The 20,816-nt window shown below is 70.1% G+C and carries 21 protein-coding genes and 1 pseudogene; 16 read left to right on the top strand and 6 right to left on the bottom strand.

Annotated features, from left to right (window positions below; all coding sequences use genetic code 11):
* The first annotated feature begins 17 nt into the window (after nt 1-17).
* The 4 genes and pseudogenes from araD1 (at nt 18) to FVA80_RS06350 (ending at nt 3,991) form a co-directional block, all read left to right on the top strand.
* Complete coding sequence (gene araD1 / locus FVA80_RS06335; protein ID WP_147907276.1) at nt 18-998, top strand: AraD1 family protein; 981 nt, start codon at nt 18-20, stop codon at nt 996-998.
* Nucleotide 999: 1 nt separating this feature from the next.
* Nucleotides 1,000-1,935 carry a Gfo/Idh/MocA family oxidoreductase gene (locus tag FVA80_RS06340; RefSeq protein WP_147907277.1) on the top strand — a complete coding sequence of 312 codons (936 nt, stop codon included), beginning with the start codon at nt 1,000-1,002 and terminating at the stop codon, nt 1,933-1,935.
* A gap of 72 nt (nt 1,936-2,007) precedes the next feature.
* Nucleotides 2,008-3,529 (top strand): annotated as a pseudogene (locus FVA80_RS06345) (carbohydrate porin).
* A 261-nt stretch (nt 3,530-3,790) separates the two neighbouring features.
* A complete protein-coding gene (locus FVA80_RS06350; RefSeq protein WP_007557999.1) occupies nt 3,791-3,991 on the top strand; it encodes a hypothetical protein in 201 nt (66 codons plus the stop codon).
* A 470-nt stretch (nt 3,992-4,461) separates the two neighbouring features.
* On the opposite strand, the gene FVA80_RS31835 is transcribed toward FVA80_RS06350, so the two are convergent.
* Entirely contained in the window at nt 4,462-5,076 is a 615-nt protein-coding gene (locus tag FVA80_RS31835) for a hypothetical protein (RefSeq protein WP_281408704.1), read from the bottom strand.
* A gap of 55 nt (nt 5,077-5,131) precedes the next feature.
* Between FVA80_RS31835 and FVA80_RS06360 the strand changes: the two genes are divergently transcribed.
* From FVA80_RS06360 to FVA80_RS06390, 7 genes are all read left to right on the top strand, one after another.
* Nucleotides 5,132-6,082, top strand: a complete 951-nt coding sequence (locus FVA80_RS06360; RefSeq protein ID WP_147910691.1) for an aliphatic sulfonate ABC transporter substrate-binding protein — start codon at nt 5,132-5,134, stop codon at nt 6,080-6,082.
* Nucleotides 6,083-6,088: 6 nt separating this feature from the next.
* Nucleotides 6,089-7,090, top strand: a complete 1,002-nt coding sequence (locus tag FVA80_RS06365; RefSeq protein WP_147910690.1) for a sulfonate ABC transporter substrate-binding protein — start codon at nt 6,089-6,091, stop codon at nt 7,088-7,090.
* The gene (gene ssuC / locus FVA80_RS06370; protein ID WP_147910693.1) at nt 7,090-7,872 is read left to right on the top strand and encodes an aliphatic sulfonate ABC transporter permease SsuC; all 783 of its coding nucleotides are present in this window, start codon (nt 7,090-7,092) and stop codon (nt 7,870-7,872) included. The genes FVA80_RS06365 and ssuC overlap by 1 nt, the downstream gene beginning before the upstream one ends.
* Complete coding sequence (locus FVA80_RS06375) at nt 7,872-8,729, top strand: ATP-binding cassette domain-containing protein (RefSeq protein ID WP_147910689.1); 858 nt, start codon at nt 7,872-7,874, stop codon at nt 8,727-8,729. The genes ssuC and FVA80_RS06375 overlap by 1 nt, the downstream gene beginning before the upstream one ends.
* A 116-nt stretch (nt 8,730-8,845) precedes the next feature.
* Entirely contained in the window at nt 8,846-10,021 is a 1,176-nt protein-coding gene (ssuD, locus tag FVA80_RS06380) for an FMNH2-dependent alkanesulfonate monooxygenase (protein WP_147910688.1), read from the top strand.
* A 354-nt stretch (nt 10,022-10,375) separates the two neighbouring features.
* The gene (locus tag FVA80_RS06385) at nt 10,376-10,645 is read left to right on the top strand and encodes a hypothetical protein (RefSeq protein WP_092043558.1); all 270 of its coding nucleotides are present in this window, start codon (nt 10,376-10,378) and stop codon (nt 10,643-10,645) included.
* A gap of 142 nt (nt 10,646-10,787) precedes the next feature.
* Nucleotides 10,788-11,174 (top strand): hypothetical protein, encoded by a 387-nt coding sequence (locus FVA80_RS06390; RefSeq protein ID WP_147910687.1) that lies wholly within the window; start codon nt 10,788-10,790, stop codon nt 11,172-11,174.
* A gap of 85 nt (nt 11,175-11,259) precedes the next feature.
* Here FVA80_RS06390 and FVA80_RS06395 read toward each other — a convergent pair whose 3' ends face one another.
* Nucleotides 11,260-11,568 (bottom strand): hypothetical protein, encoded by a 309-nt coding sequence (locus tag FVA80_RS06395; RefSeq protein ID WP_187193603.1) that lies wholly within the window; start codon nt 11,566-11,568, stop codon nt 11,260-11,262.
* On the bottom strand, nt 11,565-12,650 hold the full coding sequence (locus FVA80_RS06400) for a hypothetical protein (protein WP_147957796.1): 1,086 nt from the start codon (nt 12,648-12,650) through the stop codon (nt 11,565-11,567). Before FVA80_RS06400 ends, FVA80_RS06395 begins: the two co-directional genes overlap by 4 nt.
* Before the next feature lie 332 nt (nt 12,651-12,982).
* On the opposite strand from FVA80_RS06400, the gene FVA80_RS06405 reads away from it, so the two are divergent.
* Nucleotides 12,983-15,235 carry a cyclic nucleotide-binding domain-containing protein gene (locus tag FVA80_RS06405; RefSeq protein WP_147910699.1) on the top strand — a complete coding sequence of 751 codons (2,253 nt, stop codon included), beginning with the start codon at nt 12,983-12,985 and terminating at the stop codon, nt 15,233-15,235.
* A 104-nt stretch (nt 15,236-15,339) separates the two neighbouring features.
* On the opposite strand, the gene FVA80_RS06410 is transcribed toward FVA80_RS06405, so the two are convergent.
* Entirely contained in the window at nt 15,340-15,735 is a 396-nt protein-coding gene (locus FVA80_RS06410) for a DUF3307 domain-containing protein (protein WP_147910698.1), read from the bottom strand.
* Nucleotides 15,736-15,932: 197 nt separating this feature from the next.
* A complete protein-coding gene (locus tag FVA80_RS06415) occupies nt 15,933-16,907 on the bottom strand; it encodes a quinone oxidoreductase (RefSeq protein ID WP_147910697.1) in 975 nt (324 codons plus the stop codon).
* 88 nt (nt 16,908-16,995) lie between these two features.
* Between FVA80_RS06415 and FVA80_RS06420 the strand changes: the two genes are divergently transcribed.
* On the top strand, nt 16,996-17,907 hold the full coding sequence (locus FVA80_RS06420) for a LysR family transcriptional regulator (protein WP_147910696.1): 912 nt from the start codon (nt 16,996-16,998) through the stop codon (nt 17,905-17,907).
* 39 nt (nt 17,908-17,946) lie between these two features.
* Here the strand turns inward: FVA80_RS06420 and FVA80_RS06425 are convergent, their stop codons facing one another.
* On the bottom strand, nt 17,947-18,735 hold the full coding sequence (locus FVA80_RS06425; protein WP_147910695.1) for a GDSL-type esterase/lipase family protein: 789 nt from the start codon (nt 18,733-18,735) through the stop codon (nt 17,947-17,949).
* 318 nt (nt 18,736-19,053) lie between these two features.
* Between FVA80_RS06425 and FVA80_RS06430 the strand changes: the two genes are divergently transcribed.
* The 3 genes from FVA80_RS06430 to FVA80_RS06440 all read left to right on the top strand — a co-directional run bounded on the left by FVA80_RS06430 (nt 19,054) and on the right by FVA80_RS06440 (nt 20,737).
* On the top strand, nt 19,054-19,818 hold the full coding sequence (locus FVA80_RS06430; protein ID WP_147941011.1) for a 3-hydroxyacyl-CoA dehydrogenase: 765 nt from the start codon (nt 19,054-19,056) through the stop codon (nt 19,816-19,818).
* 89 nt (nt 19,819-19,907) lie between these two features.
* Nucleotides 19,908-20,273 (top strand): type II toxin-antitoxin system PrlF family antitoxin, encoded by a 366-nt coding sequence (locus FVA80_RS06435; RefSeq protein WP_147909430.1) that lies wholly within the window; start codon nt 19,908-19,910, stop codon nt 20,271-20,273.
* Entirely contained in the window at nt 20,270-20,737 is a 468-nt protein-coding gene (locus FVA80_RS06440) for a type II toxin-antitoxin system YhaV family toxin (protein WP_147909429.1), read from the top strand. Before FVA80_RS06435 ends, FVA80_RS06440 begins: the two co-directional genes overlap by 4 nt.
* Nucleotides 20,738-20,816 lie beyond the last annotated feature (79 nt).

Raw genomic sequence — 20,816 nt, forward strand, 5'->3', positions numbered from 1 at the left:
CCTTGGGAGAGCACGAGATGGGGCAATCACTCCTACAATTCCGCGTCTCGGACGGGCGACGGGGTGTGGCGGTGCTGCAGGACGGCCAGGCGCGGTCCGTGGTCGGCGTGGACAGCGTCCTGGAGCTGGCCCGGCGCGCGCTCGCGGCGGGGGACAGCCTGGTCGAGACGGCGACCCGACTCGGGTTCGGCGACGCGGTGGATCTCGACGCCGTGCGGCTGCTGCCGCCGATCAACCACACGGACCCCGCGCACCTGCTCCTGAGCGGCACCGGGCTGACGCATCTCGGCTCGGCGGAGGGGCGGGACAAGATGCACCGGGCCGCCGCGGCCGATCCGGCCCCGACCGATTCGATGCGGATGTTCCGGATGGGCGTCGAAGGCGGCAAGCCCGCCCCGGGCGAGACCGGGGTCCAGCCCGAGTGGTTCTACAAGGGCGATGGCGCCGCGATCGTCGGCACCGGCGAGCCGCTCGTGTCGCCGGCCTTCGCCCTCGACGGCGGCGAGGAGCCCGAGATCGCCGGCATCTACCTGATCGACGCGGACGGCACGCCCGTGCGCCTCGGCTTCGCGCTGGCGAACGAGTTCTCCGATCACGTCACCGAGCGCGGCAACTACCTGTGGCTCGCCCACTCGAAGCTCCGTCCGGCGGCGCTCGGCCCGGAGCTGTGGCTGGGGGCGCTGCCCGCGGACGTGCGCGGCTCCAGCCGTATCCTGCGCGACGGCGCCGTGCTGTGGGAGAAGCCGTTTCTCTCGGGTGAGGCGAACATGTCCCACTCAATCGAGAACCTGGAGCGGCACCACTTCAAATACGCGCCGTTCCTCCGCCCCGGCGACCTGCACGTCCACTTCTTCGGCACCGCGACCCTGTCGTTCAGCGACGGCGTCACGGCGCGGCCCGGGGACGTGTTCGAGATCGAAGCCGCCCCGTTCACCCTACCGCTGCGCAACCCCCTGGCGGTCGCGCCCACCCGCGATCTGTCCGTGAAGGTCCTGTGAGATGTCGGCTTCGAACGGGACCATCCGCATCGGTCTGGTCGGCGTCGGCAAGATCGCCCGCGACCAGCATCTGCCGGTCATCGGCGCCTCGCCGGACTACACCCTGTCGGCCGTGGCGAGCCGCGAAGGCCGCTTCGAGGGGGTGCCGAACTACCGCACGCTCGCGGAGATGCTGGCGGCAGAGGGCGACCTCGACGCGGTCGCCCTCTGCCAGCCGCCGCAGGTCCGGTTCGCCGCCGCCCTTGCGGCGATCGAGGCCGGCCGGCACGTGTTCCTGGAAAAGCCCCCGGGGGCGACGCTCGCGGAGGTCGGGATCCTGGTCGAGGCCGCGCGGTCGCGGGGCGTCACCCTGTTCGCCAGCTGGCACTCCCGCTACGCCCCCGGGGTCGAGCCCGCGCGCCAATGGCTGTCCGGCCGCCGGATCCGGTCGGTGGCGATCGCCTGGATGGAGGATGTCCGGCACTGGCATCCGAACCAGGCCTGGATCTGGCAAGCCGGCGGCATGGGCGTATTCGATCCGGGCATCAACGCCCTGTCGATCGCGACCCACATCCTGCCGCCTTTCTTCCTCACCGGCGCGACCCTCTCGGTCCCGGAGAACCGGCAGGCGCCGATCGCCGCCGACCTGCACTTCACCGACGCCGCCGGCACCCCGATCCAGGCGGTGTTCGACTGGCGCCAGACCGGCCCGCAGACCTGGGACATCCGCGTCGACACCGAGGACGGCCTGCTGGTGCTGTCTCAGGGCGGCGGCGTCCTCACGATCGACGGCAGTCCGCAGCCGCTGCCACCGGAGGCCGAGTATCGCGGCCTCTACGACCGATTCGCCGCCCTCGTCCGATCCGGCACGAGCGACGTCGACCTGAACCCGCTGATCCACGTCGCCGACGCATTCCTGCGCGGCGAGCGCCGCTCCGTGGAGACCTTCACGGACTGACCGGAGGGATCCCGGCGGAACACCAACGCGACAGAGCCAATCAGGGCCGCGCGTCTTAGGGGGAGTTATCTCATGGGAAAGCACACGCGATGGGCGGCGCTCGCACTTTGCGCCACCACATTCTCTGCGGGCATCAGCTCAGCTGAAGCTCAAATGGCAGACGCCCCGGACGGGGGGCCGTCCCTGGTCAATCCTGGCCCGAGGGCAACTCCGTCGGCCAAGGCCAAGTACCGGGCGAATCGCGCGCGGCGTCGGACGATCCGCGAGTCACGAAGTGCGGCCGGCCCGAGCAGCGCGGCGGCCTCGATCGACGTGCAGGGCAGCAGCGCCACCGCCTGGCCTGCCGCCGGGGACCCTCTATCTCGGCCACGGGATCAGCATGGTCCTGAACTATACAGGCGAGTTCGCCGCGAACCCGTCCGGCGGCATCCGCCAGGGATCGGCCTATGCCGGCCAGGTCGTGTTCGGCCTTGACGCGGACCTCAGCCGACTCGCCGGGATCGACGGCGGCTCGTTCCATACGATCGTGACGCAGCGCCACGGGCGCAGCCTCGCGCAGGATCGTATCGGCTTCGACGGAAGCGTGCAGGAAATCTACGGTGGCGGCCAGACGGCACACCTCTCGTCGATCTCCTACGAGCAGAAGCTGTTCGACAACCGTCTCGATATCGAGGTCGGCCGTCTTCTGGCCAATCCAAACTTCCTCGGTTCTCCGTTGTATTGCAACTTCCAGAATAACGCAACCTGCGGCGCGCCGAAATCGATCTTCAAGCTGACGAACTTCACGTATTGGCCGATCGCCACCTGGGGCGCCCATGCCAAGGCCTGGGTCACCGATAAGGTGTTCATCCATGCCGGCGTCTACGAGGTGAATCCCCGCGATCAGCAGGCCAACCAGAACGGCATCGACTGGTCGACCCGGGGCGCCACCGGCGTCCTGATCCCGGTGGAGGCCGGCTACTCGACCAACTTCGGCAACGATCCACTGCCGCGCAACTACAGCATCGGCGTGGTCTTCGATCAGTCCGACTACAAGGATCCGGTCTACGACGTGCGCGGACGGCTTCGGGCCTTCAGCGATCTCGATCCGCTGACCCGGTTCGGCCGGTCGGCGGTCTATGCCCGCTTCGACCAGATGGTGTGGCGTCCGGACCCGAACGGCGTCCAGGGCCTGTCGGTGTTCGGGGTCGCGCTCGGCGGCACCGGCGGACGGCAGTTCCAGGACTTCTTCCTTGAGGGCGGCGCCGTGCTGACCGGCACCTTCCCGGGCCGGCCCTACGACACGCTCGGGTTCGTGTTCGCCATGGAGAAGCTGTCGCCCCTGGGCACGGCCAACATCCGGGCCGCGCGGGCCTCGTACGGGCTCAGCAGCCGCAACGTCGACACCCTGCAGACCATCCTGGAACTCAGCTACGGGATCCAGCTCACCCCGGCGGTCCGGCTGATGCCGAACCTGCAATACGTGATCGGCCCGGACCAGACCCGCTTCCCGCTCCGCCCGAAGCCGATCCCCAATGCCTTCGTCATCGGCGCGAAGCTCTCGGTCGACCTGTTCACGCTGGGCGGCTTGGCCAAGGGCCCGGGAAGCCTCTGACTGCACGTCCCGCGCGCCCACCTTGGTGGGTGCGCGGGCGGAAGAATCGCCAGAATCGGCGCGCGCGGAATCTCCGCGCGCGCCGATCGCATTTCAGCGGCCGGGTCGTCCTGCGGCCGACGCTGAAGCTTCCATGAATTCAGAAAGCTGCGGCCCTCGCGGGAACCGCCCGTCCGGCGATCGGTTGACCAGCAGATTGTAGCTGTTCTAATTCGCAAGAGAGAACGGCAGGCAGCCGAACCGACACGGGAGAATCGAGACATGGCCAGCGCGAACTGCGAGAGCTGCAAGTTCTTCGATGAGCACAAGGGCAACGGTGCGAGCGCCCAGGGCGATGCCGGCCTGTGCCGCTTCAACCCGCCGGTGAGCCAGCCCGCACCCGAGTCCAAGGGCCTGTGGCCGGTCGTGGCCACCAACGACTGGTGCGGTCACTTCACCGCCGAGATGACCGCAGCGGAGTAATCCCGAGCGCGCGCACCGCCTAACCGGCGACGCGCGCGACGCATGAGGATCGTCGAACGATGCAGGGTCAGCCGCCACGGCTGGCCCTTTTTCGTTCGCCCCCGGATCCGAACCGGGACGCCTGTTTCGGAGCCTGTGTATCCACGCGGCTTCACCCGGCCGGCCCGAATTGTACGAACCGATGCCCTTGCGAAGGGTTGTGGCCACCGCCCGGCGACACAATCATCCCCGCAAGACGATCCTTCTCCCGATACGTCGATCCGAACGCTTTTCCTCTCCATCCGTCAGAACGGCGAGACTGATTGCGCGCCAAAATCAAATTTTTTCTCCTGCCGAGCGGGGGCCTGTACCGCACCCGGATCGCGAGATGAAATCGCGCTCTGAACCGCCTTTTTCGAGCAGAACGTTTTTCTATTCCAGATGAATTAGAAAACCCGTTTCATTGACGTCGCACAGCGCAGTCAGCAATTCTACTGCTCTATTCGGATATCCGGTTGCGCCGCCGCCATTCGCCATCGCGCAGGGCGGCCCGGTCTTATCGCAAGGCTACTGCAATGACACGACCGAGACTCGTCGGGCTGAGCGCGAATGTTCAGCGTCCGTCCAAGACCCGCACGCTGGTTGACGCCGTGCTGCACGAGGCCTGCGCCCAGGCAGCCTTCGACGGGCGGATCTTCGACTTCGTCGATGCCGGCTCCGGGTTGGGAGCGGCCTGGACGCGCGACCAGCTGCCGCTGCCGGCCCGCCGCGTGCTCGATGCGATCGAGGAGGCTGATGGGCTCGTCGTCGGCTCGCCGGTCTACAAGGGTGCCTATACCGGCCTGTTCAAGCACCTGTTCGACCTGGTCGATCCGACCGCGCTGGCCGGCAAGCCTGTGGCCATCGTGGCCACAGGTGGCGGGACGCGCCACGCCCTGGTGGTCGAGCACGCTTTCCGGCCGCTCTTCGGCTTCTTCGGCGCGCTGCAGATCCCGACTGCGGTCTACGCGTCCGATGCGGATTTCAGCGACGGTGTCCTGACCGACGCTGGCGTGCGGGCCCGCGCCGCCGAGGCTGGCGCCCAGCTCGCCGCCCTTCTGCTGCACCGGGCTGCGGCGGCGACCGGCCCGCCGAACTCGCCGCCGCCGAATGAGCCGCGCGATGCTCGACCGACGCACCTTCCTGGCCGCATCCCTTGCGGCCGTCCCGGCCCTGCGCGGCGCGCGGGCGGCCGAGCCCGGCGTGCTGCGCATCGGCTACCAGAAGAACGGCATCCTGGTGGTGGCCAAGCAGCAAGGGATCATCGAGCGACGCCTTGCGGCCCTGGGTCATACGGTGCGCTGGGTGGAGTTCTCGCTCGGGCCGCCCTTGGTCGAGGCTCTGTCCCTCGACGGGATCGATTTCGGCCAAACCGGCGACGCACCGCCAATCTTCGCCCAGGCGGCGCGCTCCAGCCTCGTCTACGTAGCCGCCCAGGAAGCCGGCGGCTCCGGGGCCGGGATCCTGCTGCCCAAGGGTTCGACCTTGCGGAGCCTCGCGGATCTCAAGGGAAGGCGCGTCGCCTTCGGCAAGGCAACGAGCGCACACAACCTTACGGTGGCGGCTCTGGAGAAAGCGGGTCTCAGCTACGCCGATATCGAGCCGGTGCTGCTGGCACCAGCCGACGCGGCGGCAGCCTTCGCCCGCGGCAGCGTCGACGCCTGGGTGATCTGGGATCCTTATCTCGCCATCGCCGAGGCGGGGGAGGGCGTGCGCGTGCTGGCCTTCGCCACCGAGATCACGCCACAGAACAATTTCTTCCTGGCGAGCCGTGCCTTTGCGGAAGCACACGGCCCGGTGCTGGTCGCGGCGATCGACGCGCTGAGCGAGGTCGCCGCCTGGTGCCGGGAGAACCGCGGCGCGGTCGCGGCGCTCCTGTCGCAGGGCACCGGCGTGCCGCTGCCGGCCACCCGCCGGGCGGTGGATCGCAACGATTACGTGATCGGCCCGATGACGGCGCGCGTCACTGCCGAGCAGCAGGCCGTCGCCGACCGTTTCCACGCCCTCAAGCTGATTCCCCAACCGATCCGCATCACCGACGCGGTCTGGACACCGCCCGCCCGCAACGGCTGAGATCTCATGACCGACCGAACCTTCCGCATAGCCGGGTCCGGGCTTGCCCCGCACCGCCGAAAGCTCCTGTCCGTGGGCCTCGGCCTGGCGGCGACCGGCGTCCTGCGGCCTGCCCGGGCCGCAGGCGGCACCGTCCGGGTCGGCTACCAGAAATACGGGTCGCTCGTGCTGCTGAAGGCCCGCGGCACCCTCGAGACGGCGCTGAAGCCGCTGGGCTACGCGGTGACGTGGTCGGAATTCCCGTCCGGCCCGCCCCTGATGGAGGCCCTGAATGCCGGGGCGATCGATTTCGGCACGGCCGGCGAGGCGCCGCCGATCTTCGCGCAGGCGGCAAGCCCGGACTTCCGCTACGTGGCGACCGAGCCGCCGGCCCCGCGGGGCGAGGCGATCCTCGTGCCCAGGGACAGCCCGGTGCGCAGCGTCGCCGACCTGCGCGGCCGGACGCTGGCGCTCAACAAGGGCTCGAACGTTCACTTCCTGGTGGTGCGGGCGCTGGAGCAGGCCGGCCTGCCCTACGACGCGGTGAAGTTCGCCTTCCTGGCGCCAGCGGATGCCAACGCCGCCTTCGTGCGCGGCGCCGTGGATGCCTGGGCGATCTGGGATCCCTATCTCGCCGCCGCCGAGCGCGCCACCGGCGCCCGCGTGCTAGCGGACGGGCGGGGGATCGCACCCAACCGCGAGTTCTATCTCTCGCGTCGCGGCTTCACGGAAGCCAGCCCGGAGATCATCGCGGCCGTGCTGACGGCGATCGGGGCGATCGACACCTGGGCGGCGGGCCACGCCGAGACCGTGGCGGCGGAACTCGCGCCCTCCGTCGGCATCCCGGCGCCGGTCCTCAAGATCGCCCTCGAACGCCAATCCTACGGGGCCGCCCCCCTGGACGCCGCTGCGATCGCCGACCAGCAGCGGGTGGCGGACGCCTTCCACGGCCTCGGCCTGCTGCCGAAGCCGATCCGCGTGGCCGACGCGGTCTGGACACAGCCCGAACGCCGGGCGGAGAGCCGATGATGCGCCCCACCCCCCTCGCACGCCTGCGCGACACGGCGCTGCCGTGGCTCCTGCCGATCGCGATCCTGCTGGGCTGGCAGGCTGCGGTGTCGGCCGGCCTCGTCTCGAACCGGTTCATGCCGGCCCCCCTGGACGTGGTCCGGGCCGGCTGGGAGGCCGGGCGCACCGGCGAACTTTGGACCAACCTTTGGGTCAGCACCCTGCGGGCCCTCTCGGGCTTCGTTGTGGGCGGCGGCATCGGCTTCGCCCTCGGGTTGGCCAACGGCCTCTCCCGCGTGTCGGAGCAGCTGACCGACACCTCCGTCCAGATGGTGCGCAACGTGCCCCACCTGTCGCTGATCCCGCTGGTGATCCTGTGGTTCGGCATCGGCGAGGAGGCCAAGCTGTTCCTGGTGGCGCTCGGCGTGTTCTTCCCGATCTACGCCAACACCCTGCACGGGATCCGCTCGGTGGACCCGGCGCTGGTGGAGATGGGCCGCGTCTACGGCATGTCGCGCACGGAGCTGTTCACCAAGGTGGTGCTACCCGGCGCCCTGCCGTCGATCTTCGTCGGCCTGCGCTACGCGCTCGGCATCATGTGGTTGACGTTGATCGTCGCCGAGACGATCTCCGCCTCCTCGGGGCTTGGCTACATGGCCATGCAGGCGCGTGAGTTCATGCTGGTCGACGTCGTGGTGCTGGCGATCCTGATCTACGCCGCCCTGGGCAAGCTCGCGGACGCGCTGACGCGCCAGCTCGAGCGTGCCTGCCTCGCCTGGAACCCCGCCTACAGGAGCGCCTGATGCTGCTCGACGCCCTTCGCCGAGAGGCTCCGGCCGATCCCGTCCCCGAGACCCGGAGCGCCGACGCGGGCTCGCTGCCGCCGCCCCATCAGCCGGCGCCGGCCGCCGGCCGCGGCATCGCCGTAACCGCCCGCGATCTCAGAAAGAGTTTCGACGGCCATGCCGTCATCGAGGGGCTCGACCTCTACCTGCCGGCCGGCGGGTTCACCGCCGTGGTCGGGCGCTCCGGCTGCGGCAAGAGCACCCTGCTGCGGCTGATCCTGGGGCTCGAGGCGCCAACGGGCGGCCGGATCGTGCTGGAGGGCCCCGAGACCGGCCCGCGCCGGAGCGATCCGCCCAAGCGCATCATGTTCCAGGAGCCGCGGCTGCTGCCCTGGGCCCGCGTGGTCGACAACGTCACGGTCGGCCTGTCGGGCCAGGGCTCCCGGGCCGAGCGCCGGGACAAGGCGCTCGCGGCCCTGGCCGAGGTTGGCCTCGCCGAGAAGGCGGGGCACTGGCCCGCGACCCTGTCGGGCGGCCAGCGCCAGCGCGTCGCGCTGGCCCGGGCACTGGTCGGCCGGCCGGGCCTGCTGGCCCTGGACGAGCCGCTCGGCGCCCTCGACGCGCTCACCCGCATCGGCATGCAGGACCTGATCGAGCGGATCTGGCTGGCCCAGGGCTTCACCGCCCTGCTGGTCACCCACGACGTCTCCGAGGCGGTGGCGCTGGCCGACCGCATCCTGGTGGTCGAGGCCGGCCGCATCGCCCTCGACCTGCGGGTCGACGTGCCGCGCCCGCGTCGGCGTGGGGATCCGGATCTGGCGCGTCTCGAAGGGCGTATTCTCGATCATCTGCTCGGCGCCGAGCCGAACGTCTGACGCCGGGTCGCCGTTTCCTTGAAGCGGCGGCCTGCCCTAGCTCTTGGTGATCGCCGGATGCGAAAAGTCGGATCCGGCTTTTCCGCATCCGGCCCATAGCCGCAATGGAGACCCCGATGACCGCGACGAATGACGGGCGCGCCGACGTCCTCTGGTTCCTGCCGACCCACGGCGACGGGCGCTATCTCGGCGCCCAGGAAGGGGCTCGCGACGTCTCGATCAGCTACCTTCGGCAGATCGCCCAGGGCGCCGACGAACTCGGCTATTACGGCGTGCTGCTGCCCACCGGACGCTCCTGCGAGGATTCCTGGATCATCGCCTCGGCGCTGGCGCCGCTGACCAAGCGTCTGCGCTTCCTGGTGGCGGTGCGGCCGGGCCTGATGGAGCCGTCCGCGGCCGCCCGCATGACCGCGACCCTCGACCGGATCTCGGACGGGCGCCTCCTGATCAACGTCGTCACCGGCGGCGATCCGGTGGAGCTGGCCGGCGACGGCGTGTTCCTGTCCCACGACGCGCGCTACGCCGTCACCGACGAGTTCCTGACGATCTGGCGCGGCCTGCTCTCGGGCGAGACCGTGACCTTCCAGGGCCAGCACCTGCGCACCGAGAACGGACGAGTAATCTTCCCGCCCGTGCAGAAGCCCTACCCACCGCTCTATTTCGGCGGCTCCTCCCCCGCCGGCATGGAGGTCGCGGCCGAGCATTGCGACGTGTACCTCACCTGGGGCGAGCCCCCGGCCCAGGTCGCGGAGAAGATCGCCGCCGCCCGGCAGGCCGCGGAGGCCAAGGGCAAGGAATTCTCCTACGGCATCCGCCTGCACGTGATTGCCCGGGAGACCGAGGCCGAGGCCTGGGACGCCGCGGAGAAGCTGATCTCGAAGCTCGACGACGCCACCATCGCCAAGGCGCAGGAGACCCTCAAGCGGCAGGATTCGGTCGGCCAGAGCCGCATGATGGCGCTCCACGGCGGCTCCCGCGAAAAGCTCGTGGTCTCGCCCAACCTCTGGGCCGGGGTCGGGCTGGTGCGCGGCGGCGCCGGAACGGCGCTGGTCGGCTCGGCCGATCAGGTCGCCGACCGGATGAAGGAATACATCGATCTCGGGATCGACCGCTTCATCCTCTCGGGCTACCCGCATCTTGAGGAGGCCTACCGCTTCGCCGAGCTGGTCTTCCCGAAGCTGCCGCTGCGCGCCACCACGGGCCGGCCGGCGGGCAATGCCCGCAACGACGGACCGTTCGGCGAGATCATCGCCAACGACCTCGTGCCCGCCCGCCGGGTCGGCGCGCACTGAGACGGTATTCCGGCCCGGCTCGCCGCACCCGGGATGCCCGCGCCATCGGCCGGATGGCGGGCAAGACATCAGGGTTTCCGGAGGGCCTGTCGCCCTCCGGCAGCGTTCGGGACGCGCAGCCCGGCAGGCCCGGCGACGCCCTGCCGCATGGCCGTGCCGGCACCGGAAGAGGGCCCATCACCTTCAGAAGACAGGATTTTCCCCGACATCGTCGCACAATGACGATGGAAAGAACGGGGGATGGCGCAGGTTCGGCACATCCGCGCCAAAGTCACGCCATCCTTGACGCTCAGGTGCCGCGGCTATCACCGCGCGGCTCGATCGCGCGATCATCGCACAGCGACAAGGACATCCATGACTTCGACCAAGGCGGTCCTCCTGACCCTCGGTCTCTGCCTCGGCCCGGCCGCGGCGCTGGCCGAGCAATCCCCGGCCCGCGAGGCGCTCAAGCAGCACTGCACCGGCGACTACATGGATTATTGCAGCGCCTACGCGCCCGGCGGCCCGGAGGTCGAGGCCTGCTTCAAGGCGAACATGAAGAACCTGTCGCCCGGCTGCTCGGCGGCGATCACCGCCTACAAGCAGGAGAAGAAGGCGACCAAGCGCGTCAGCGAGGTGCGCTGAGACCGACTCCGAGGCGCCTGTCCGGTAGCCATCCCGTCATCGCGCGCGTCGCGAAGCAACACAGCGTGGCGCGGCGGTTGGCCGTGTCGTGCTGGCCCGGGTCACTGCGCTCCTCTGGTGATGACGGTGCGGGTGACGTTTTTTGAGCGCGCTGCGGTGCCCGCAGCGTGTGATGAAAACCGGGACATATGCTGCGTTTATTTCAGATCAGCTCACAATAAAGCAGTTCATACGCCTACGATTAGTGAAATACGTTTTACTTATCAGCTATATTGCCTGCGTTTTACTTTTTAGGTATTACAAGATATCGCGAAACATCGCAGGCGTGACATTCCTGCACTTTCCGAAGCCGGGCGCGGCATTAGCCTCCGCCATGCCGCAAATCGGAGATTGCCTCGTGTCCACTGCACGTTGTTTCGCAAAGAATCCTCTCACGCGCGTTCTGGTCCTGGCCGTGCTGGCTGCCAGCGTCGCCGCCTGCGCGACCAAGCCGCCGGCTGAGCCGGTGCCGCTGATCAAGAAGGGCTGAGCACCGCGTCCCGACAGGCGCGGGTTCGCCTTCAGGACGATACCCCAGCACCGTCCCGAATCCGGAGCGGCGCGTTCGGCCGGCCTCACCGCACGGCGATCCCCAGCGGAGCGCCGCGGCAATTGAGATGGGCCGGGTTTGTGGAGACCACGCCTGCGTTGCAGCCGCCCTGCAGCCCGACATAGAGCGGCGTCCCGCTCGCACCGGTGGCCGCCAGGTATCCGATCGGCCGCGTGCCGGCGTCGAGATGGCGCGGGTTGTTGGTGACCAGGCCGGAATCGAGCCCGGCCGTGGTGCCGGCGTAGACCGGCGCGTCGGCGGCCGAGGATGGCTGCGTCAGGGTCGCGCCGATCGGAGCCGTGGTGCACCCCTTGTAACCGGGGTCGATCGTCACTTCGCCGGCATTGCAGCCCGGCTGCGTCCCGACATAGAGCGCCACGCCCGGCGCCCGCGCCGCCGGCGGAGCAGCGGCTGCCAGGGTGCCGGGGCCGGGTTGGCGGGGAGGGAGCCGCCTGCCCGCCGGTCAGGGCCGCCCGCAGGGCGACGAGGCCCGCGCGGACGTCCTGCAGGGTGCCGACCACCACGTAGCAGGTGTAGCTGTGCGCCCCCGCGGGGACGTTGTTCTCCCGGAAGACGCAGTTCCACTTCACGGTGGCGTTGCCCGGGCCCGGCAGGGTCGCGAAGTTGAACCGGCCATAACCGGCATTCGGAACGGTCGGCTGGGGGGAGGGCGGGGCTGTAGACGCCCATCGCCCGGGAGCCGTCGGGGGTGGCCAGGATCACCGGCACGCCCTGCTCGCCCGGCCCGGCCGAGAGCGGCGCGGACTGACCGGTCGCCGAGTCGAGGTTCCAGAAGGCCGTGAAGTCCGGCGGCATGTAGGCGGTCGCCGCCTCGAAGGTCGCCGATTCGTGGGGTTGCGCGGTGATGTAGGTGGCGCGGTACGCGATGGCGTTGGCCACGCCCGCGGCGCCCAGGGTGACGGTCTTGGCCAGGACGTCGTCGGACCGGGGTCCGGCATGGGGGCCGGGTCCCTTCGGGCAGCTGCCGGTGACGCGGCCCGGCTCGATCCAGTAGGCCATCTGCGATCGCGTCTGGAGCGTGTCCGGTCCGCGTTTCAGCTCCGTCAGCAGGGTCGTGCTGCGCGGACCCGTACCATCGGAGTCGCTGCCGGCCTCGGTGGGGTTCAGGCACTCGCCGTAGCCGTCGTAGGACGAGGCCGATTGCAGTTCGCGGCCGTGATCGTGGGCGTTGATGAACTGCGTGCCGCCCCAGGTCAGGCTGTCGATCGCGCCGCCGGTGCGGGACGAGACCCCGACCGTGATCGGGGATCCGTTGAAGGCCCGGCTGATCGTCGCCCGGCCGCCGGGCTCGGGCCAGGCGATCGACGGCGCATCCTCGGCCTGCGCGGCCCCCGCGAGGCCGGCAAGCAGGAGCGCGGCGCGCACGGGACGGGGCAGGCGGGTCGAGGCGGGCATCGGCGGTTCCTGTTTGCAGCCGGCTTAGAGCATGACGCCGGGGAGAGGAATCCGTCTCCCGAATCGCCAGGCCCGGCAGAGGGATAGCTCCGGATGCCCAGCCGAAACCGCATTCCCGCAGGGTTCGAGCCGCAGCGGATTCGGTTGAAACTTGAACAACACCGTCGCCCGCCCCTTGCTGCCGGTACGATAATTTAAGCCCCGGGCTGCCATCGGGTTAGAAAGCTGCGGCCAAGCCTGATTCCCGCACGTCCGCGCTGCCTGTGCATGCGGCGGCCGGGGATCTGCTGCTCCGGCCGGGAACACATCTTCGGAATGTGGAAACCGTACCGATGACAACCACCGATATGGCCTCCGCCGGCAGTGGGCGGCCGACCGAGGGACGCGAGGCGCTGGTGCGCACGGCGCGCACGATCGCGGCCGCCGCAGTCGCCACCATGGTCCTGCTGCTCGACCTGATCAGCTTCTCGCAGCTGATCTTTTCCGGCCCGCTCGCGGAGAGCCGCGTCGCCGGGATGTCGGCGATGCTGGCGGCCTACGTGCTGGGCAGCCTCGTCTTCGTCGCGCTGCGGCGAACCGTGGTGGTGTCGCTGTCCTTCATCGGGGCGGCCGCGATCGTGCAGGCGGCGATCGCCGCCGCGGTGGCCGGGGAACTCCGCGACAGCGGCATCACCGATCCCGCCACGGTCGGCCGGATCGTGCTGGTCGCCTGCGGCGTCTCGACCTTCGCCACCGGCCTCGTCTTCGCCCTGCTCGGCACGCTGCGCGCCTCGCTGCTGGCGCAGCTCCTGCCCTACCCGGTCCTGACCGGCTTCCTCGGCGGCGTCGGCCTGCTGTTCCTGAAGAGCGGCCTGCAGATCGGCGCGCATCTCGACGATCCCGCCGCGGCGATGCTGAACCTGCTCGAGCCGGCGGCCCTCGACCCGAGCCTCCTCGATCCCGGGGTGCTCGGACGCATCGTCCTGACCTTCGTCATCGGCTTCTGCGCCTTCTACCTGCCCCGGCGCATCAGGCATTGGGGCACCTACCCGACGGTCATCCTGGTCAGCCTCGTCGGCGTGCATCTCGGCCTTGCCGTGCAGGGCATCGACACGGCCGCCGCGCAGGCGGCCGGATGGCTGATCGAGGCGCTGCCGACGGGATCGATGCTGCAGGCCCCGGCCGCGATGGCGCTCCAGGCCCTCGACCCCGCCCTGCTCCTGCCGATCCTGCCCCGGATCGCCACCGAGATCATCGTCGCGATCATCATCCAGATCCTCTACGTCATCAGCGTCGAATTGGAGATGCGGCGCGATCTCAACATCGACCGGATGTTCGTCGCGTCGGGGGCGGCCAACCTGGTCGGCAGCCTGTTCGGCAGCCCCGCCATGGGTTTCGGCCGGACCTCGACGCTGCTGCTGCACAATATCGGCGGCAGCCACTGGCTCGGCTGGTGGCTCACGCTCGCCGTGATGGCAGCGCTGCTGGTGTTCGGCGCGAGCCCGCTGGCGCTGCTGCCCCGCCCGCTGGCCGGCGGCGCCCTGATCGCCATCGGCCTCGGGCTGCTTATCAACCTCGCGCTGGCCTGCCGGACCTTCCCGGTGTGGGAGACCGGCATCGCCCTGGCGGTGTGCGCGGCGGCGGCCCTGTTCGGCGCCACCACGGGCTTTTTGGTCGGCGTCGTGCTGGCGATCCTGATCTTCGCGGTCCAGTACGGCCAGATCCCGGCGGTACGCCGGTCGCTGTCCGGTTCGGAGCGGCGCAGCAGCATCATCCGCGCGCCCGACACCGCCGAGCTGCTGCGCGAATCCGGGGACCGGACGCGGATCTACGCGCTGCAGGGCTACCTGTTCTTCCTCAACGCCCAGACGATCTATCGCCGGGCCGCCGCGGAGCCCGGCACCCTGCGCACCCTGATCCTGGACTTCCGCGATTGCGTCGGGCTCGACAGCTCGGCCCTGATCGCGTTCCGCAAGATCGGGCAGCTCGCCGAGCAGCGCGGCTTCGACGTGCTGCTGGTCCATCTGGGGGCCGCGGCGCTCAGGCAGATCGAGCGCGGCGGTCTCGCCGGTCTGCGGCTGCGGACGCGCCACACCCTGGACGAGGCCCTGCGCGAGGCCGAGACGCTGCTGCTCACCGAGACCGGCTCAGCCGGGGAGGGGGCCGTCGCGCTCTTTGCCGAGCACATGGCCGACCGTCTCGGTTGCAGTCTCGCGCAGGCCGATTTCGCGCCGTATCTCAGCGTCCGCACCCTGGCGGCCGGCGAGGCGCTGCTCCGCCAGGGCGAGGCGGCCGACACCCTGTACTTCCTCGAGCAGGGCGTCGTGTCCATCGAGATGGAGGTGTCCGGCCGGCCCAACCTCCGCCTGCGCACCACGACGGCCGGCACGGTGATCGGCGAGATCGGACTGGTGAAGGGCGGGCGGCGCACCGCCACCGCCCTCGCCGAGAGCCCCTGCCGGGTGATCGGCGTCGACCGGGCCGCGCTGGCTCGGATGGAGCGCGAGCGCCCCGACCTCGCCCTCGCGCTCCAGCGCTTCCTGATCCTGGAGCTCGCCGGCAAGGTCGCCGACACCAACCTGCTGCTCGAGGCCGAGCTGACCTGAGGATTGGAGCATCGTCCCGAAAGGTGGCCGCCGCCTTTCGGAAAGAGACGATGCGAAGCGAAGACCTCGCGCATCGTGCCGGTGCCGATATCCGGCACGATGCGCTAGGCCGCGGCCAACACGGCGGCGAGACCGATATGGGTGACCTGGTGGAGGAACTGATCGACCCCGATCAGCCACCAGAACCGTGCGTCCGAAGCCGGGAAGCGGGTCCGCTGGCCGATCAGCGCCTTGCCCCGGTCGATCCCCGTGTGGATCGCGAAATCCACGAGCGCCAGCCACCACAGGCCCGGCTCGACCGCCAGGGCGATCAGCAGCGTCCCGAAACCGTGCAGGCCGGTATGGGCGCAGAGCGGCCAAGCCCAAGCCGAGGCCCGGTCCTTGCCATGGGCCATCCAGTTGGTCTGGAGGAAGAAATCCGCCGCGAGGTGCTTCACCGCGAAGGCGACAAGCAGGAGCGCGAAGGTGCCCACAGGAACGGGCGTGTCGACGGACGGCATTCCGGCCCTGTCACTCCTGGCGCGCCCCTGGCGCGACCGCGCGGGACGATCCGCTCCGAGCGTCGAATCGTGCACCGTCCCATACACCCGTCCCGCGATTCGGGCAGCGCGACGCCGCACGCGGGCTGTCGATCGACACGCGGAAAACCGGGTTTCCGACGGATCCGCAGCCCTCGGTCGAAGCGGGGCGGAAGGCTCTAAACCGTAAGGATGACGCTGCCCGTGGTCAGGCCGCCCTCCAGGGCGGCATGCGCGCGGGCGGCGTCCCGGAGGTCGTAGGCGGCTCCGATCGGGTTGATCAGGCCGACCTCCAGGGCGGCGATCAGGTCCGCGGCGCCGCGGCGATACAGGTCCGGATCGTTGGCGTAGGCCATCACGCTCGGTCGCATCAACGCGACCGACCGCCCGCCTCCCAGCGTCTCGACGCGGACAGGCGGGATCGGCCCGGCCGGCTGGCCGAGGCTCGCCACGGTCCCGAACGGCCGGACCGCCGCGAAGGTCCGTGCCAGCATGCCGCCGCCGATGCCGTCGATCGCCAGATGCACGCCCTGCCCATCCGCCAGGGACCGCGCCCGCTCGGCCCAGTTATCCGCGCCGTGCAGGAGCACCGCGTCCGCACCGGCCTCCAGGGCCGGCGCGCGCTTGCCCTCGGAACCGACCGTGCCGATGACATGCGCGCCGAGGCGCTTCGCCCAGCGGGTGACGATCTGGCCGAGCCCGCCCGCGGCGGCGTGGACCAGGATCCAGTCGCCGGGCCCGACCGCCCGGACCTTGTGCAGCAGCATGTGGGCGGTCAGGCCGCGCAGCATCGTGCCGCCCATCAGACGGTCGGGGAGGGTGGCGGGCAGCAGCACGAGGCGTTCCGCCGGTAGGATACGCGCCTCGGCATAGGCGCCCATCGGGGCGCCGTGATAGGCGACCCGGTCGCCAGGGCTCGCCGACACGACCCCCGGGCCGACGGCCTCCACCGTCCCGGCCGCCTCGAAACCGAGCACCGCCGGATAGGCGGCGACCGGATAGAGGCCGGTCCGGAAGTAGATGTCGACGAAGTTCACGCCGATCACGGATTGCCGGATGCGGACTTCGCCTGCACCGGGTTCACCGATGTCGATCTCGGCCGCCGTCAGGACATCCGGCGCGCCGGGCCGGGTCATCGTCATCACTGTCGTCATGATCAACCTCCTGTCCCGACAGAGAACCGCGTTTTAGTCTGTGGGAGAATTCGGTGTCTCTTCACGGGCCTCGTGCGAAACTTCACCGATGATCGATTGGCAGGATCTCCACCACTTCGCGGTGCTCGCCCGGACCGGCTCGCTCTCGGCTGCGGCGCGGGACCTCGGGGTCGATCACGCGACGATCGGCCGGCGGGTCGCGTCCCTGGAGGACGCCCTGGCGCTGCGGCTGGTGGAGCGCCTGCCGCGCCGGGTCGCGCTGACTCCGGAGGGGACCGCCATCGCGGCCCTGGCGGCGGAGATCGTCCGAACCGTACAGGCGATCGAGCGCCGCGCCCTTGGCTACGCGGCGGCACCGGTCGCCACGGTCCGGATCAGCGCTCCGCCGGCCGTGGCAGCCCGCCTCATCGCCCCGCAGGTCGCGCGTTTCCACCGGGCGCATCCCGGCATCACCCTGGTCCTGTCCGGTGCCGCCCGGATCGCCGCCCTCGACCGCGGAGAGGCGGAGATCGCCGTGCGTCTGACCCGCCCCGACGACCCGGATCTCCTGATCCGCCGCATCGGGGTGATGCGGTTCGCCCTCTACGCAAGCCCGGACCAGGCCGCGCGGCCGCCGGCGGATTGGACCTTCATCGGCTACGATTCCGCGCTGGACCACGTTCCCCAGCAGATCTGGCTGCGGACCCTGCTGGGGAGCCGTCCGATCGTATTCCAGGCCAGCGACCTGTTCGGCCAGCAGGAGGCGGCCCGGGCCGGCCTGGGCGCCGTCGTCCTGCCCCGTTTCCTGGGCGATGCCGACGGGGTCCTGGCCCGCCTGCCGGCCCAGCCGGAACCGCCGAACCGGGATGTCTGGCTTGCGACCTATCCCGACCTCACGCGCTCGCCCGTGATCCGCGCGGCGCTGGATTTTCTGGCTCGGGTGATCGGCCTGGGATGCCCGATTGCCGCACCGGCGGATCCGGGTCGCGCCGCCGCGCCTGAGAACGCGGTCTCGCCGTAGCCGAGCGGGGGTGATCCGGTCGAGGATCGGCGCGCAGCGTCATGGGCGCAGGCCCCAGGCCGCGGCGTGGAGCCCGCGCAGGCTGCCCGCCGGGACCGCGGCGCGCTTCCGGGGCGCGGGCGGGGCCGGGTCGAGCGCGACCAGGCGGATCACCTCGGCGGCCAGCCGGATGTAGTCCGCCAGGTGTACGCCGTCCGGGTCGAGGCCCGTGCGGGCGAGACCCGTGCAGGCGAGACCCGTGCAGGCGCATCCCGGACCGCCGTCGCGCAAGCCCGCGAACGGGTCGAAGAAGCTGTGGCCGCCGGCCCGGCAGAGGCCTTCGAGGCGGTCCGAGAAGGCTGCGACTGCGGCGGGGTCCCGGCCGGTCGTCCAGGCGCCGATCGGCGGGACGGACGCGACGAAGACCTGGGCCGCCCAGGCGTCCAGAACCCGCAGGATGCGCCGGACCGCAGCCTCGAACCGGCGCTCCGTACCCACCCGCTCCGGATGCCGCCAGCGCATGATGTCATTGGTGCCGATGATCAGGATTGCGGCCGCGCAGCGGGCCGGGGCCCGGAGGCCCGCGAGGTACGTCGCGCAATCGGCCGCGGTGCTGCCGCCGAGGCCGAGATTGATGCTGGGCCGGCCACCGAAATCCGGATGCCCGAGGAACTCGGCATGCGAGTTCCCGACCAGCAGCACGCTCTCGGGAGTGGCTTTGCGGAGTGCCGCCTGCAGGGCCGGGCCGCGCTCGGCCAGACGATTGCGGACGATTCGCCCGTGCCGCCACTGCCGGGCGGAGGTCTCGATCCATGACTCGATCCGTGTCCCGATCCGTGGCGCGTACATGGTGGTCCTGAGCAGGCATGAGGGATCGGCCGCCCGCGGGAGGGCCCGGGCACGGGGGACATATTGGATCGTATCGAGACCTAGTCTTCGGCCAAATTTTTCGTCTTAAGGCCGCAGAAACACTTCGTTACTTTCGATCATGCGCGCAAAAACAGAGTAGAGAACCGCGCTCTGACACCCGATGACCTTCATCTAAATATGTGGGAATTATTCACACGTCAATGGTGAAGCTGGTCCGGGGCGACGTCGTCGGGCCGGCCTTCCGGACTTCACGATCCCGCGCTACGCCGGGCCTCCGACACACCCGGGGGAGCCAGGATGATCAAGGATCGCGTCTACATCGTCACCGGTGCCGGCTCAGGGCTCGGCGCCGCCGTGGCGCGCAGCCTCGTCGCGGCCGGCGCCAGCGTCGTGGTGGCGGACATCGCCCGGGAGGCCGGGGCCGGGGTGGCGGCGGAGCTAGGCGCGCGGGCGCGCTTCGCGGCCACCGACGTCACCAGCGAGGCGGACGGGCAGGCGGCGGTCCAGGCGGCGCTGGACGCGTTCGGGCACCTGCACGGGCTCATCAACTGCGCGGGGATCGCACCGGGCGAGAAGGTGGTCGGCCGCGACGGCCCGCACCGGCTGGACAGCTTCGCCCGGGCGGTGACGGTCAACCTGGTCGGCACATTCAACATGATCCGGCTGGCCTCTGCGGCGATCGCCCAGGAGGCGCCCGACGCGGAAGGCGCCCGCGGCGTCATCGTCAACACCGCCTCGGTCGCGGCGTTCGACGGCCAGATCGGACAGGCGGCCTATGCGGCCTCGAAGGGCGGCGTCGTCGCGATGACCCTGCCGATCGCCCGGGAGTTGGCCCGGCACGGCATCCGGGTCGTCACCATCGCGCCGGGGATCTTCGAGACGCCCATGATGGCGGGGATGCCGCAGGAGGTGCAGGACGCGCTCGGCCAGAGCGTGCCGTTCCCGCCCCGGCTCGGCCGCCCGTCGGAATATGCCGACCTCGTCCGGCACATCTGCGAGAACCCGATGCTCAACGGCGAGACGATCCGCCTGGACGGGGCGCTGCGGATGCCGCCCCGCTGAGCGCAGCTCAAGTCCGTCCGCCGAGTCGGTCCTTGTCGCTCGGACGTGACGCACGTATATTTTCACGTATCACGAGACCGGAGGCGGAGATGAGGCGAGTCGAGTTCAAAGGGTCGATCACGACGACCGGACGCTCCGAGGCGCTGCGGCTCGATAAGGCGTTGTTCAAGGCACATCCGGAGTTTCGGCAGAGGGCGAAGATCCGGGCACACGTCATCGGTCCGGGAACGATGCTCGTCACCCTCGACCCCGACGCGCAGACGCCGGAGGAGGCCGAGACGGTGGACCGCGACCCCGTCGTGTCGGCCTACCTCGCCTTCCTGGAGCGGGACATGACGGCGCATCCCGAGCGGCTGCGGCCGTTCACCGAGGATGCGCTCGCGCAACTGGAGGCCCTGACCCGGGACGTGACGGTATCCGATGATGACGTCATCCCGGATGACGTCACGCTGTGACGCCGCCCGGACGCCATTTCTCCGAGCGCAACGGATGGAGGCTCTACCAGGCACGCGCCTTCGTAGCGAGCCTTGCTCCCCTCGCCGCGGAGGTCGAGCGCCTGGCAGAGGCGGACCCGGGCGGCTACGCGGCGCATCCGAAAGCCAAGCTCCTGACCCGCATTCGTCAACTCATCGCCGACGAGATTCCGCGCGATCCGAACGCACATGCCTACGCGCTCGGCAACACGCTCGGGCCGCAGCATAGACACTGGCGACGGGCAAAGTTCCTGCAGCGATTCCGGCTCTTCTTTCGCTTCGACAGTGCGAGCCGCATCATCGTCTATGCCTGGGTCAACGACGAAAACACCTTGCGGAAAGCGGGCTCGCGCAGCGACCCCTATGCGGTGTTCGCGCAGCGCCTGAACGCCGGGGATCCGCCCGACGGCTGGGAAGACCTCCTCGCGGATGCGCACAGCATCTAAACCGAGGCGCCAGACGCACCGTGAACCGTCCGGCCGCGTCGGATCGAGGATTTGCGGGTGAGGCCAATCACAACGGGGT

The sequence above is a fragment of the Methylobacterium sp. WL1 genome (assembly GCF_008000895.1).
Lineage (GTDB): Bacteria > Pseudomonadota > Alphaproteobacteria > Rhizobiales > Beijerinckiaceae > Methylobacterium.

Bases quoted from the DNA above. Each gene is read 5' to 3' on its own strand.
- FVA80_RS06435 (WP_147909430.1), top strand. From the start codon at position 19,908: ATGAGGCGAGTCGAGTTCAAAGGGTCGATCACGACGACCGGACGCTCC.
- FVA80_RS06375 (WP_147910689.1), top strand. From the start codon at position 7,872: ATGCTGCTCGACGCCCTTCGCCGAGAGGCTCCGGCCGATCCCGTCCCC.
- FVA80_RS06400 (WP_147957796.1), bottom strand. From the start codon at position 12,650: ATGCCCGCCTCGACCCGCCTGCCCCGTCCCGTGCGCGCCGCGCTCCTG.
- FVA80_RS06415 (WP_147910697.1), bottom strand. From the start codon at position 16,907: ATGACGACAGTGATGACGATGACCCGGCCCGGCGCGCCGGATGTCCTG.
- FVA80_RS06365 (WP_147910690.1), top strand. From the start codon at position 6,089: ATGACCGACCGAACCTTCCGCATAGCCGGGTCCGGGCTTGCCCCGCAC.
- araD1 (WP_147907276.1), top strand. From the start codon at position 18: ATGGGGCAATCACTCCTACAATTCCGCGTCTCGGACGGGCGACGGGGT.
- FVA80_RS06385 (WP_092043558.1), top strand. From the start codon at position 10,376: ATGACTTCGACCAAGGCGGTCCTCCTGACCCTCGGTCTCTGCCTCGGC.
- FVA80_RS06425 (WP_147910695.1), bottom strand. From the start codon at position 18,735: ATGTACGCGCCACGGATCGGGACACGGATCGAGTCATGGATCGAGACC.
- FVA80_RS06360 (WP_147910691.1), top strand. From the start codon at position 5,132: ATGCTCGACCGACGCACCTTCCTGGCCGCATCCCTTGCGGCCGTCCCG.
- FVA80_RS06405 (WP_147910699.1), top strand. From the start codon at position 12,983: ATGACAACCACCGATATGGCCTCCGCCGGCAGTGGGCGGCCGACCGAG.
- ssuC (WP_147910693.1), top strand. From the start codon at position 7,090: ATGCGCCCCACCCCCCTCGCACGCCTGCGCGACACGGCGCTGCCGTGG.
- FVA80_RS06410 (WP_147910698.1), bottom strand. From the start codon at position 15,735: ATGCCGTCCGTCGACACGCCCGTTCCTGTGGGCACCTTCGCGCTCCTG.
- ssuD (WP_147910688.1), top strand. From the start codon at position 8,846: ATGACCGCGACGAATGACGGGCGCGCCGACGTCCTCTGGTTCCTGCCG.
- FVA80_RS06340 (WP_147907277.1), top strand. From the start codon at position 1,000: ATGTCGGCTTCGAACGGGACCATCCGCATCGGTCTGGTCGGCGTCGGC.
- FVA80_RS06350 (WP_007557999.1), top strand. From the start codon at position 3,791: ATGGCCAGCGCGAACTGCGAGAGCTGCAAGTTCTTCGATGAGCACAAG.
- FVA80_RS06420 (WP_147910696.1), top strand. From the start codon at position 16,996: ATGATCGATTGGCAGGATCTCCACCACTTCGCGGTGCTCGCCCGGACC.
- FVA80_RS06430 (WP_147941011.1), top strand. From the start codon at position 19,054: ATGATCAAGGATCGCGTCTACATCGTCACCGGTGCCGGCTCAGGGCTC.